Origin of the sequence: Sporosarcina sp. FSL K6-3457, assembly GCF_038007285.1 — a bacterium.
Lineage (GTDB): Bacteria > Bacillota > Bacilli > Bacillales_A > Planococcaceae > Sporosarcina.
The window spans coordinates 726,310-739,642 of sequence record NZ_JBBOWX010000001.1 but is presented as its reverse complement, the minus strand read 5'-3'; the positions used below and the strand labels follow the sequence as shown (position 1 = coordinate 739,642).

Annotated in this window: 10 protein-coding genes and 1 pseudogene; 5 read left to right on the top strand and 6 right to left on the bottom strand. The window is 38.2% G+C overall.

Annotated features, from left to right (window positions below; genetic code table 11):
* Positions 1 to 329 precede the first annotated feature (329 nt).
* Entirely contained in the window at positions 330 to 1,673 is a 1,344-nt protein-coding gene (locus tag N1I80_RS03515) for a cyclic 2,3-diphosphoglycerate synthase (protein WP_340736575.1), read from the bottom strand.
* Positions 1,674 to 2,090: 417 nt separating this feature from the next.
* Here N1I80_RS03515 and N1I80_RS03510 point away from each other — a divergent pair, with 417 nt between their 5' ends.
* On the top strand, positions 2,091 to 3,272 hold the full coding sequence (locus N1I80_RS03510) for an amidohydrolase (protein WP_340736574.1): 1,182 nt from the start codon (positions 2,091 to 2,093) through the stop codon (positions 3,270 to 3,272).
* Between the two features lie 258 nt (positions 3,273 to 3,530).
* Here N1I80_RS03510 and N1I80_RS03505 read toward each other — a convergent pair whose 3' ends face one another.
* The gene (locus N1I80_RS03505) at positions 3,531 to 4,082 is read right to left on the bottom strand and encodes a LemA family protein (protein ID WP_340736573.1); all 552 of its coding nucleotides are present in this window, start codon (positions 4,080 to 4,082) and stop codon (positions 3,531 to 3,533) included.
* Positions 4,083 to 4,208: 126 nt separating this feature from the next.
* Here N1I80_RS03505 and N1I80_RS03500 point away from each other — a divergent pair, with 126 nt between their 5' ends.
* Positions 4,209 to 5,201, top strand: coding sequence for a DUF3137 domain-containing protein (locus tag N1I80_RS03500; protein WP_340736572.1), 993 nt, complete (start codon positions 4,209 to 4,211; stop codon positions 5,199 to 5,201).
* A 135-nt stretch (positions 5,202 to 5,336) separates the two neighbouring features.
* Here the strand turns inward: N1I80_RS03500 and N1I80_RS03495 are convergent.
* From N1I80_RS03495 to N1I80_RS03485, 3 genes and pseudogenes are all read right to left on the bottom strand, one after another.
* Positions 5,337 to 5,459: pseudogene (locus N1I80_RS03495) on the bottom strand (DUF1694 domain-containing protein); the annotation flags it as partial.
* A gap of 63 nt (positions 5,460 to 5,522) precedes the next feature.
* Positions 5,523 to 6,089 (bottom strand): DUF4256 domain-containing protein, encoded by a 567-nt coding sequence (locus N1I80_RS03490; RefSeq protein ID WP_340736570.1) that lies wholly within the window; start codon positions 6,087 to 6,089, stop codon positions 5,523 to 5,525.
* Between the two features lie 60 nt (positions 6,090 to 6,149).
* On the bottom strand, positions 6,150 to 6,593 hold the full coding sequence (locus tag N1I80_RS03485; RefSeq protein ID WP_340736569.1) for a YueI family protein: 444 nt from the start codon (positions 6,591 to 6,593) through the stop codon (positions 6,150 to 6,152).
* A gap of 253 nt (positions 6,594 to 6,846) precedes the next feature.
* Here N1I80_RS03485 and N1I80_RS03480 point away from each other — a divergent pair, with 253 nt between their 5' ends.
* The gene (locus N1I80_RS03480; RefSeq protein ID WP_340736568.1) at positions 6,847 to 7,737 is read left to right on the top strand and encodes a phosphate/phosphite/phosphonate ABC transporter substrate-binding protein; all 891 of its coding nucleotides are present in this window, start codon (positions 6,847 to 6,849) and stop codon (positions 7,735 to 7,737) included.
* 157 nt (positions 7,738 to 7,894) lie between these two features.
* Positions 7,895 to 10,231 (top strand): EAL domain-containing protein, encoded by a 2,337-nt coding sequence (locus N1I80_RS03475; protein WP_340736567.1) that lies wholly within the window; start codon positions 7,895 to 7,897, stop codon positions 10,229 to 10,231.
* An 88-nt stretch (positions 10,232 to 10,319) separates the two neighbouring features.
* On the opposite strand, the gene N1I80_RS03470 is transcribed toward N1I80_RS03475, so the two are convergent.
* The gene (locus N1I80_RS03470) at positions 10,320 to 11,153 is read right to left on the bottom strand and encodes a YitT family protein (RefSeq protein WP_445683684.1); all 834 of its coding nucleotides are present in this window, start codon (positions 11,151 to 11,153) and stop codon (positions 10,320 to 10,322) included.
* Between the two features lie 481 nt (positions 11,154 to 11,634).
* Here N1I80_RS03470 and N1I80_RS03465 point away from each other — a divergent pair, with 481 nt between their 5' ends.
* Entirely contained in the window at positions 11,635 to 13,323 is a 1,689-nt protein-coding gene (locus N1I80_RS03465) for an IS1634 family transposase (protein WP_340736565.1), read from the top strand.
* The last annotated feature ends 10 nt before the right edge of the window (positions 13,324 to 13,333 follow it).

Sequence of the window (13,333 nt, the reverse complement as noted above, 5' to 3'; positions counted from 1 at the left end):
GTGTATAGTAGCTTTGGTTTCGCTTTAGATTGAACGACTTCTATACTATTACCGGGCTGTTTTATGTATAGGGATGACGAAGTCATTTCTATACACACATACTTCTACGGTAATCATGTCGTGAATAATTAGCCGAAAGCGAACCGGAAATGATCTAGTGAAAAAGGTGGTTTTCAAGCCTTTTTCACCGGTATATTATGCAAGTAAATGGTTAATCAACAGACGTGGTGATATTTATCAATAGGAAAGCGCAGAGATTCACTATAGAATCTCTGCGCTTTCGTTTCTTATTTAGTATCTATTTGCCTATTAGCTTTCGTATCAGCTAGTTACTGCTCAAGCTTATATTCTTCGATAAACCCTTTTAAAATTCCACTCAAATTCGGGCTACCCACTTCATCTAAATCATAATGCACACGTGTATATGGTTTATTAATCGTAATGATACGAGATAAATCCATCGGAGTTCCAATGATTACAGCATCACAGTCGGTATTATTGATTGTTTCTTCAAGGTCCTTCAATTGCTGTTCGCCGTAGCCCATCGCCGGCAGGACGTTTTGAATATGTTGATATTTTTTAAATGTCCCAATTAATGAACCCGCTGCAAACGGACGTGGGTCAATCAATTCCTTCGCACCTAAGCGTTCAGCGGCAACTGTACCCGCACCAATTTTCATCTCACCGTGCGTCAATGTAGGACCATCTTCAACGACTAAAACACGCTTACCTACAATAATTTCCGGATTGTCTACCGTAATCTTTGATTCAGCTTTAATAATTGTGCTAGTAGGGCTAGCAAATGCAATATTATTTTCTACGATTTGAATAGCCTCTGCTGTTGCACTATCAATTTTATTAATAATCGCGACATCGGCTGTTCGCAAGCTAACTTCACCAGGATAGTATTTCAATTCATGACCTGGACGATGTGGATCCAAGACAGTAACCGCTAAGTCAGGCTTGAAGAAAGAGAAATCATTATTTCCTCCGTCCCATAAAATAACGTCACAGCCATCCGGATCATTTTCAGCTGCCGCTAAAATATCGGCATAATCCACACCTGCATAGATAATATTTCCACGGTCCACATGTGGCTCATACTCTTCCATTTCTTCGATTGTACAATTATGCTTCTTCAAATCTTCTACTGTCGCAAAGCGCTGAACACGTTGTGCATTCAAATCGCCATAAGGCATCGGGTGTCTCACCGCAACAACTTTTAAACCATGCTCCAATAACGTTTCGATAATTTTTCGTGACGTTTGACTTTTACCCGTTCCAGTTCGTACAGCACAAACCGAAATAACCGGCTTATTACTTTTTAACTGCGTGCCCTTTGGTCCAAGTAGCGTGAAGTTAGCACCCGCCGCATTGACAATCGCACCAATCCCCATTACATCTTCATAAGCAATATCACTATAAGCAAACACACACTCATCCACATCTAACTCTTCAATCAGTTTTGGTAACTCATCTTGCGAATAAATCGGAATGCCCTCTGGATAGAGTTCACCAGCTAATTCACTCGGATATTTACGTCCATCTATATCAGGTATTTGAGTTGCCGTAAAAGCGACAACATTATATGCTTCATTATCACGATAAACCGTATTAAAGTTATGAAAATCTCGTCCCGCAGCACCAATAATGATTATATTTTTCTTCTCCATCCATCTTCACTCCTATGAATTGCAACGATTTTTTATAATTATAACCTTTAGTGAATATTAATACAAGAAGATTTTTAAATATACATAAAAAAAGATACACCGTTTTTTTAGTGTATCTTCTCCCCTTTGATTTCACTGCAAGTTACAAGCAACTTAAATAACACTCCATGACTTAATCCAAAAAGCATGCTTGTCTTAACAACCCAAAATTCAACCAAATCAATAATATCATTATTTCGGTCTTACAATGTATTCATCACTAAGCACATTCTTTAAAGTAGCACAACAGATACCTTGCTTAAGTTTAACAGCGCTATTTCCGGGAATATTCATTATAGGCGCTGTCGGCTTGCAAAGAATATCGCTATTTTCTCTAAACAATATTGGTAAAAATGACAAATAAAAGAGGTATAGTATATGAGAGAAAAATTAATGAGCATGTTAGAAGAACGGGAAGAGGAAATCATTCAAATTCGTCGCTATTTACACGAAAATCCGGAGCTATCATTTGAGGAAGAAAAAACGGCTAAATTTGTTGCAGACTTTTATAAGGATAAAGATGTGGATATTCAAACAAACGTTGGGAATGGCTATGGAATCATAGTAACGATTAAAGGCGATAAACCCGGAAAGACAATTGGACTTCGCGCAGACTTTGACGCACTTCCAATTGTGGAAGAGACATCTGTGCCGTTCAAGTCAAAAAAACTGGGTGTTATGCACGCGTGCGGTCATGATGGACATACAGCTTACTTATTAGTTTTAGCCGATTGTTTGATTCAATTGAAAGCAGAGCTATCTGGAGTCATTAAAATTATCCATCAGCATGCCGAAGAAGTTCCACCTGGAGGAGCGAAAAGCATTGTAGAGTCTGGAGTACTTGATGATTTAGATGAGGTGTATGGAATACACTTACTTCCAATGGGTCCAGCAGGGTTAATTGGCTACCATGCAGGATTTTCATTCAATGGAAGAGCATATATGAAACTAAAAATTCAAGGTAGGGGCGGACATGGATCCTCCCCACATTTAGCAAATGATGCAATTGTTGCAGGTGCCCATTTTGTGACGGTCGTTCAAACGATTATTAGTCGACGATTAAATCCATTCGATGTTGGCGTTATTACAATTGGCTCGTTTGATGGGAAAGGAACATTTAATGTCATTAAAGACAGCGTGGAACTCGAAGGTGATATTCGGTATATGACTGACGAAACAAAAGAAACTATTGAAAAGGAAATGAGACGCCTTGTTAAAGGACTTGAAGAAGAATTTGACGTTACATGTGAGCTGACCTATACACCGGATTATCCGCCACTATACAATAATCCTGAATTGACAGCCCAGGTAGTGAAAACACTTAAAAACGCAAACGATCCTCATATTAAAGAAGTGAAAGAATTTCCACCGTTGGCTCCATCGGAAGACTTTGCTTATTATGCTGAAAAATTCCCAGCATGTTTCTTCTATATCGCCTGTTCTCCAGTAGATATTGAAACTCCTTTCTTCAACCATCATCCCAAATTCGATATCGATGAAGCTGCATTGTTAGTCGCAGCAAAAGCCGTAGGACAAGTTGTATGTAGCACCCAAAAATGAGACGAAGAACAAAAGCGCAAGCGCCTGTTCAGCCCCGACAAGCGCTGGAGGGCTTGAAAATAAATGCGCCCTTTGCCTTGACTAGCAAGACCGAAGCGACTCGTGGGGCTAGGCGCTGGAGCCTAGACGAGAAATCTCCCTATTCCGACTTATCCCAGTACGAGGATTTTATAGTTTCCTAGACAATAAAAAAAAGTACCGATACTCACAATGAGCATCTGGTACCTTTTTTCATTCTCTTTCAACTAGAGCCTAGTCCTAGCCATTCAGCATTTGCTTCATACTAACGTCTTCCTTCTTGGCTTGTGGAACCTCGTATACGGGATACGCCTTGAAGCCAAGAACTTGAGCAAATAAAAGCGCAGGAAACGTGCCGATCGATGTATTGAAGGCGATAACATTGCTATTATATGTGCGACGGGCAGCGGATAACTTCTCCTCTAAATCGTTAGCTGTTTGCTGGAGATGAAGAAAGTTTTTACTTGCTTTCAATTCTGGATAGGCTTCAACATGCACACGAAAGCCTTCCAGCTTTTCGTTCAATTCATCAAACTTTTGTAGTTTCTCACTCGGCGTTCGATCATTCAAACCTTCTCGGATTCGAGTGATTTCCTTTAACGTATTTTTCTCATATTTAGCATACCCTACGACAGTTTCAGCTACCTTAATTAGAGTATCATACCGATTTTGTAAATAAACTTCTATCTCGGCAAACGACTCCTTAATCCAGTTACGCATTGCCAATAAACGATTGTATAATAAGATAATATAAATCACAAGGACAGCTACGGCAATCCATACAATGGCCATTCTCTCAATCCTCCTTCTACTATTTTATAACTTGTAAGAACAGTTTAAAATATCAATCGTCTAAAAACAAGGAATTTTCTGTTTTCGTGTCGAAATAATATAAAAATATGCAATGGAGGTAAAACCATGATCCCTAAATTTGATAGCCTTGTTCAGGTGCTCTCAGGTACTAAACCCTGGCAACAGTTAAATGAACAAAGATTGAAATCTATTCGAGGACGTATATTCGGCTGGTTTCTAGGCTTCGCACTCTTACTATTAGGTCTCTCACTACTTTTATTTGGTGAGATTACCAGCGGCTTCGGTGCTTTGGTCATGTCCGTTGTAATGGTCATAATCAGCTACAGGATTACACACAAACAATATAGCGAGCAGTATAAAAAACTAGTTGTTCCCCCGCTCGTATCAAATATCATCACACATTCTATTCCTTTAGACACACTAGACAAAAAAAGAAACCGTTGTAAATTTAACCATCAAGGACATATCGATTTAGATCTCTTATTGAGTATTCCTCTATTCCAAAAATATGATGAAGGGATAATCAGTTACCATGGTGAAGATTTATTCAGTGGAACGATAGATAAGACAGACTTTCAGTTTTCAGACTTTGTCATCCAAAAAAACTACGATCTCATCCTCGTCGATCAAGACATTGATATTACGACTTTTCGGGGTCTCGTATTTATTGCAGATTTTCATAAGTCGTTTGATGGCACAACAACGCTTAAGACACGCAAAGGGAAAATATACAAGCATCAAACCATGACTGGCTCCTCTATGAAAACCGCCAGTCATGAATTCGACAAAATGTTTAAAATTTCTACTACTGATGAAATAACTGGACGCTACTTACTTCCAGCCAACATGCTAGAGCGAATCATCAACTTGCGCAAGCTATTTCCTGGACAAGGCATGGCGATTTGTCTGCATGATGGCATGCTAATTATTTCAATTCACGGGGTTGATTTTTTTGAAGCGAAAGGCTTGAAGAAGCTTGAAAAGCAAAATTTACTGCGGACATACGAGGAGATAAAAGCAATCGTAGAAATTATCCATTTGCTCAATTTGAATCTTCGTATTTGGAATAAACAAAAGAAGGATTTTATTGCAAAATGAGCTTCTAATACAAAAAATGTCAGGTTACTAACCAATTCCTAATCTGCTGGGTACCTGACAACTTTTTTTGGCTTCAAACTTTTCAATAATGGCCTCGTCGACTTGTTTATAAATACCACACTCTCACACTTATGCTTGCGTTAACGCAATAATAATACGTTCACGAATTGTACCGAGAAATTTTCGACATTCTGCAGGCTTCATTTCTTTAGCGCCATAAAAGCCCCGCTGAAGATAATCATCAACATTATTTGACACTGAAACACACCTCCCGCCAAATCTGATTATACTTGCATTATTTCAAGTTCAAACCTGCAAAATTCAGATTCTTAACGCCCCCCGGAAGCCCCTTGCAGCATAGTAGGAATCCGCTCCATTGTGATAGACAAATACAGTGTCGTAACGACAATCACAAAAAAGAGCTCCGCCTAGCTTTCTAATATCAGCAGGTGTTTGCACCCAACTCGATGTTTTCAAATCAAAATTTCCAAGTTTCTGCAACTCTCGGTATTGTTCTTCCGTTAAAATCTCAATACCCATGTCGGTAGCCATATCTATAGCATTGTTTTCTGGTTTATGTTTTTTCCTTGACTCCAGTGCTTCAAGGTCGTAACAAACACTTCTACGGCCTTTAGGGCTTTCTGCTGAACAGTCATAAAAAATATATTCACCCGACTTTTTATCATAATCAACAACATCCGGCTCGCCATCGGTTATTTCCATCTCATTAAGTGACCAAAGTTTTTCAGCATTTGCTTCCAGCCTCTCTTGTACTTTAGCCCACTCAAGTTCTTTATGGCGAGGCATATTTTTTTCAAAACGAGCTTTCAATATTCCAAATAACTCCTCACTTCGTTCTAATGATAACTCCTTATTATTCTTTGTCATATTCAATTCCTCCTTATTTTTTCACCCTTACTAATTATATTCAACCCAATACAAATCCACTTAATCCTTCTTGAAAAGTTTTGTAAATATATCGGTCAGGCCTTTATTCTTATTCTTTTTTGGTTTCGCTTTTGCAACTACCTTTTTAACATAAATCTCTTCTTTATCTATTGCATAATCATATGCGAGGACAAGACCCATTTTGGAATTATGATTTTTATTTGTAACGATTGTAAAATCGATATTATATTTGGATGCAATCTTTATATACTTTGAAAACTCTCCATAGCTCATATGTCCATTCAAATAGAGGCGGGCCTCTCTGTTTCCTTGCATGGCCTCCTCGACTTGTTGATAAGTACCAGGTTCTCTCACTTGTGCTTGCGTAAGCGCGATGACAACTCGTTCACGAATTGTGCTAAGAAATTTCCGACGTTCTGCTGGCTTCGTTTCTTTCGCGCCGTAAATTCCCCGCTGAAGATAATCATCAACATTGTTTGACACCGAAATACACCTCCGCCAAATTCGATTATAGTTACGAATATCCTTTAAGATACATTATCCATTAAACAGAACCCTCTTTCAAATCTCCGCCTTTCTATAGGTCACTGTCTCTGTATAAAATGACAGCAAACTTTGTATTATGGTAAAAAGATGTGAGTTATGAACGTTATGAAAAATTAACAAATAATTAATAAACTTATAGTATAATGATGACTATTATACTATAAGTTTATTGAACGGATGTGTATTTGCTATGAATAGTAGAAAGTTATGCTTCATATTACTTATCACAATCGTTAGTTCAATTCTAACAAGTTGCGGAGGTTCTCCCCCCAAACTGACAATCGGCTTGATTCCTGTTAAAGATACAGCTGAAATGAAGGCTGACTTTGAACCCATTCGGAGTTATTTAGAAGAAAGACTAGGCCTTCCAATTGAAGTGGTGGCTGTTGATAATTACTTGAGTCTAATCGAAGGAATGAAAAATGCAAAGATTGACATTGGGTGGTATGGCGCTTTTTCTTATATAGCTGCTGAAAGTGAGATAGAGCTGACCCCATTAGTTGTCCAACAAAGAAAAGATACCGGTATGTACTATAACTCTCTTATTGTTGTACAAAAAGATTTAGGAATTCACTCGATTGAGGAGTTGGAAGGAAAGAAATTTGCGTTTGTCGATTCGGGTTCTACATCAGGCTATATACTCCCTTATACATTATTTAAAAGTAGACATATCGATTATGAAACATTTTTCAGTGAAACGTATTATGCCGGTTCCCATGAACAGGTAGCCTTTAATATTCAACATCAACAAGCGGATGCAGGGGCTATTAGTAGTGCCCAGTATAATAATTTGATAAGAGATGGGAAAATCCAACCAAAAGACATGAATATCATTTGGAAATCCGAAGATATTCCAGGTTCTCCGTATGTGGCAAGTAAAGATTTAAATAAATCGATTCAAAAAAACTTTACAATTGCCATGTTAAATATTCACAATGAAGCACCTACTATTTTGGAGAACTATGACGATAGTATTGAGAGATACGTAGAAGTGGACAGTATGTCTTATAATCCGATTCGAAATATCGCAAACATCCTTGGAAAACAATACATGTATGAACGCTTCTTAGGAAGTGAATAGATTATCTAAGTCTAATAGAGCATAAAGGTGAGTCGATCTTTTGAAAATACGAAGCATTAAATTCTGGACGATAATTTTAATATTACTGATGTGTGTCACAACGATGTCCTTATTCACTTTTTTATCCCAAAATAATTTGAATAAGAGCCTAGAAAGAATGTATAAAAATGAATCAGAATCCATCTCGGCACACACATTACTTTCCTTTGAGCACCAACTTTCTAGCGTAGAAGATACGTTAGAACAACTTCGTCAATCACTTCTCGTACTAAACAAGTATTCAAGCAGTACGGATGAGATTGCAACTTTGATACGAGTACAGCAAGAAAGTTTCCCTGTGAATGGACATATTGTATACGGTTTGGAAAATGGTGACTACTTTCAGGGACTAGCTGAGAAAATCCCGAATAGTTTTAGTCCAGTCGAACAAGAATGGTATCAGCTTGCACTTGAAAATCCCAATAAAGTATTTTGGACGGAGCCGTACCTCAATTTTTTCACACAAGAAATCATTATTACTGCATCTAAGCCTGTCATTAGTCTTGAAGGGATTCAGGGAGTCGTTGCGATTGATTTAAATCTGGTGGAAATGAGTAATCAGATTAGTAATGCAAAGATCGGCGAAGACGGAATGGTTATGTTAATGAGTCGCAATGGCACGATGCTAGCCAATCGGGAACATTATATGATCGGCGAATCACCATTTGGGTCCCAATTTGAAAGCATACTAGAAGACGCAAAAGGAAACTATATACCTTATACCATTCAAGGAAAAGACTATATTTTACGTTCTGATACAATTGAACAAAATGGCATGACTATAGTGGCGGCCATCAGTGAGAAAGAAATCGCTCAAAACATATTCAAAGGACAATTATCTGTTGTTATGATTGGATTACTTTGCCTCCTCTTATTTGGCTCCATAACCTATTTGGTTGTTTTAAGAGGGGTTCGTCCACTCAAAAAACTCGGTACACTAATGGCCTCCGTAGAAAATGGAAATTATGATGTTCATGCAAAAGCAAATGATTATACCGAGATTGCACGCCTATCAACTGGTTTTAATAGTATGATCCAGGCGATCAAAAAGCGTGACCAGGAACTCCTTATTTCAAATCAAGAGCTGATCATCGCAGAAGAAAAATTACTTGGTAAATATGTAGAACTACAAGAATCACAAAAAATATTGCAAGCAAGAGAAGACAAAATAGAACATTTAGCATCCAGAGATTCGCTCACGGGCTTATTAAATCGAAGAAGCTTACAGGAAACCTTAGCGGCATCACTGAATCATGAACAAAATGAGTACTTCAAAGCAGTGATTTTCCTAGATTTAGATAATTTTAAAATGGTAAATGATTCGCTCGGTCATACATTTGGCGATAAGTTAATTATCGAAGTCGCAAAAAAACTCACTTCATTATCTCCCATACATAAAGAGGTTGCTCGGATTAGTGGAGATGAATTTATCGTAGTGCTTCATGACATAATGTCAATAGAACAAGCAAAGAGTATAGCAGAAGAAATAATAAGTCTATTTGGCTCACCTATTCCCGTAGAATCTAAGCTGTTAAATATGACAGCCAGCGTCGGGGTTGCGTTGTATCCGCTTCATGGTGAAACGGCAGAAGAATTGTTGAAAACGGCAGATATGGCCATGTATCGAGCAAAAAGTTTAGGGAAAAACAGATACCGTCTATTCGATGAAAGTATTCAACTGGAAGTAGAAGAGAAACTAAAAATTGAGCTTGGCATCCATGAATCCTTGAAAAATAATGAATTTGAATTATTTTTTCAGCCGTTATATAACACGATTGAAGGAAAGAGTACTAGTGTTGAAGCACTCTTACGAACAAATTCAGTTGCACTTTCTGCTTATAATACGTTCCAAATTATTCAAACAGCTGAAATGACAGGACAAATTGTAGAAATCGATAAATGGGTATTAAAAGAGGCATGTCATGCGATTCAAAAGATGAATAGCATGATGAAACAGCCTGTACATATAGCTGTTAATATTTCCGCGATCCATATTATGCAACCTGATTTTGTGACAGGTATAAAGAAAATAATAAAAGAATCTGGCGTTTCACCTGAGTGGATTGAACTGGAAATCACCGAAACTTCCATGATGAATTCGTTCGATACCAATAAGCTAAAATTAGAAGAGCTGCGAGATATGGGAATTTCCATCCATCTTGACGATTTTGGAACGGGATACTCCTCTTTAAGTTATTTAAACAGTTTACCAATTAATCATGTGAAAATTGATAAGAGTTTTGTAGATGAAATGCTCCAATCGGAGAAGGATCATAAATTCATTCAAAATATTATTAAATTAGCCCATACGATTGGCTTACGGGTTGTAGCTGAAGGTGTAGAATCCAAAGAACAGTTTGAAGTTCTTGAGCACTTTAACTGTGAATTGATCCAAGGCTATTATATAAGCAAACCGTTAAATTTTGAGGGAGTCATCGATTTTCTCCAACAGTAAAAATGAAAAGTACCAGGTGTCCAAGTAATTTGTGATTAAATGGACACCTGGTACCTTTCTTACTATTTCTTCTTCCTCGCAACACTGCTTAATGAAGATCTTTTTTCGTGAAGTTTCCGCCCTTCACTTCCGCCACATCATACACAGCAACAAAAGCATGTTTGTCAATTTCATTAATGATTTCTTTCATTTTGTTATCCTCTAAACGGTTAATGATACAAGTGATTTCTTTAAAGTTTTCATTTGAAAAACCACCTTCAATTTGGTTATACGTTGCAGTACGACCTAAGCGTTCGCGTATCGTTTCAACCATTAATTCCGGTTGATTTGTTATAATTTTAAAGGTCTTAGAACCACTTAACCCTTCTTCAACGAGTGCAATCACCTTGGAAGCGATAAAGTAGGCGATTCCTGATAGGAAAGCCCCTTGAAGACCGAATACGAACGAGACAACAATAAACACAAATAAGTTTAAGAATAAAATAAGATCACTCGTTCCAAAAGGTAATCGTCGGGAAAGTAGTACTGCTAACATATCTATTCCATCTAACGCACCACCATTTCGTAAGGCGATCCCCATCCCGAAACCGATGATAATACCCCCAACGACTGTTACTAACAACGTATCTCCTTCTATGATCGTTGGGATGCGATGCATAACGCTTGTTCCATACGCGAGTGAAGCGATGCCGATCACAGAATAAATCGCAAAACTTTTACCAAGCTGGTAATACCCTAAAATGACGAACGGGATATTTAACACAGCAATCAGAATACCAAGAGGCAATCCAAATAATTGCGAACCCACAATACTTAGTCCCGTCACACCACCGTCTGACACATTGTTTGGAATTAATATCGCCTCAAGTCCATAAGCGGTTATAAATGCACCGATCATAACAGCAAATGCTTGTAATACCATTTTTAATCTATTTGTTCCTTTTGACCCAGTAACTGTATCCATTTATGCTCCTCCAGCCTTGCCTTCATTTGTTGATGCCTGAATAAGGATGAAAATCATCGTTATGTCAGCCATTATTTAACTCTACATTATTTATTATGGCATTTTTAATCGCGATTTTCACTTCTATTATTGAATCAGTTAGTAAAAAGATACTAGGTACTAGGAAAATCCCGAATTACGTGTGTACCTGATCCCTTTTTTATTCACCAAGTTTACTCAGTCCTGTTTTTACTTTACTAGGCAATTCAAAGAAAGGCTGAATATCTTGAACATATTCCAAAACGCCTAAAAATTCCTCTTCCCCATTAAATATTGCTTTATAGGTAAGATGAATTACACCTTCCGCATGTAAAAATTAACAATCCAATCATTTAAACAAGGATTTTCCCCTCATTTTGTTGAAGTTTCCTTTACCAATACATTTGGGGAGGGAATCGTCATGAAGGATCAAATTGTTACCTTAAATGTGGGACCATCCCAATTATTATCCCAGCTTTGTGATGAAATCAGGCTGGAAGACATCATCAATGAACAAGTCACTTGGGATCAGGCTCGTTGCGGCTTATCTCCAGGCACACGCATCAAGGCGATTCTGTTGAATATTCTTGCTCAAGGGAATCCCTTGTATAAAATAAATGAGTTTTATGAGACACAAGATGTAGAACAGTTATTTGGAGCCGGTATCATAGCTGACCATTTTAATGATGATGCCCTTGGGCGTGCGCTTGATTATCTTTATAAGGCTGTGCCTTGGAAAGTCTATACAAGCCTCGCCTTATCGGCTTTGAAAGTATTGGAGCTTCGGCTTGGAACTTTGCATAATGATACAACTTCTTTCTCTGTTTACGGCCAGTATCTGAATGATTCTGATGCAGAGACGAAGCTAAACATTACGTATGGACACAGTAAACAAAAGCGTCCCGACTTAAAGCAGATTGTACTGGGGATAAGTGTGACACCCGAGCGAATCCCTGTGCTAGCTAAAGTAGAGGACGGCAATACATCTGATAAAGCATGGAATCTAACTTTCATCAAAAAAATGCGTGAAACGTTGAATGACCATGATTGGTCCAACCTTCTTTATCAAGCAGATTCTGCCCTGATCACAAAAGAAAATCTAAAGGAATTGGCAGATTATGAATTAGATTTTCTTTCTCGCTTGCCTGATACATTTACGCTAAGTACTGAGTTGAAATCAAAAGCTTGGGCAACTAACGATTGGCAAAATATCGGCACGTTGACAGATAAAAAAGAGGCCGCAATGTATCGTCTTCAAACCTTTGAGGATGAAATCGATGGGCAAACATACCGTTTCGTCGTTGTCCATTCGGATCAACTAGCCAAATTAAAAGCGAATAAGTTGGTCCGTGATGGTCAAAAAGAACGTGAACAGTTTGAAAAAGAAATGACGACCTTACACAAGGGTACTTTCCACTGTCTTGCGGATGCCCAAGAGGCTAAACAAGCTTTTGAAAAGGCACATAGGCTAACGCTCCATCGCTATCAACTCTCAATAGATACTGAAGAACTCCCGATCAAACGGGCTAAACGTGGTCGTCCTAAAAAAGAGGATCAGTTGGAATTTCAGACGGTCTACCGCGTTCACTTGGCATTATTTGAGCCCGACCATGACGCATTGGAAACGAAACGTCAGCTCTTGAGTACCTTCATTTTAATCACAAATAAGTTGGAGGAGACAACGTTTTCAGCGCTGGATGTCCTCAAAACGTATAAAGGGCAAACCGCAGCGGAGACTCGTTTTCGTCTTCTAAAAGAAGAACAAATGATAGACGCTGTTTTTCTGAAAACACCTGAACGAATTGAGGCATTAGGCATTGTCTATGTCATGGCCTTATTGTTGTATGGCATGCTTGAATACCGGATTCGAACGAGTATGAAGCAGGAAACAGAGCCGTTAATTCTGATGGGGAAGCGAAAGCTGTTTGCCCCAACAGGTAAAGCACTTTTGGAGCAGTTAGCGGATATTCAGTTGATTTTGATTCGACAGAATGGGCAAACGATGCGCTTTCTCCCCGACAATATCAAAGATCAAACGAAGCGAATTGTCACGCTTATAGGTTATGATATGTCCATTTATATATCTGATACCCCTAAAAAAAATTGCTGACAGACTAGAA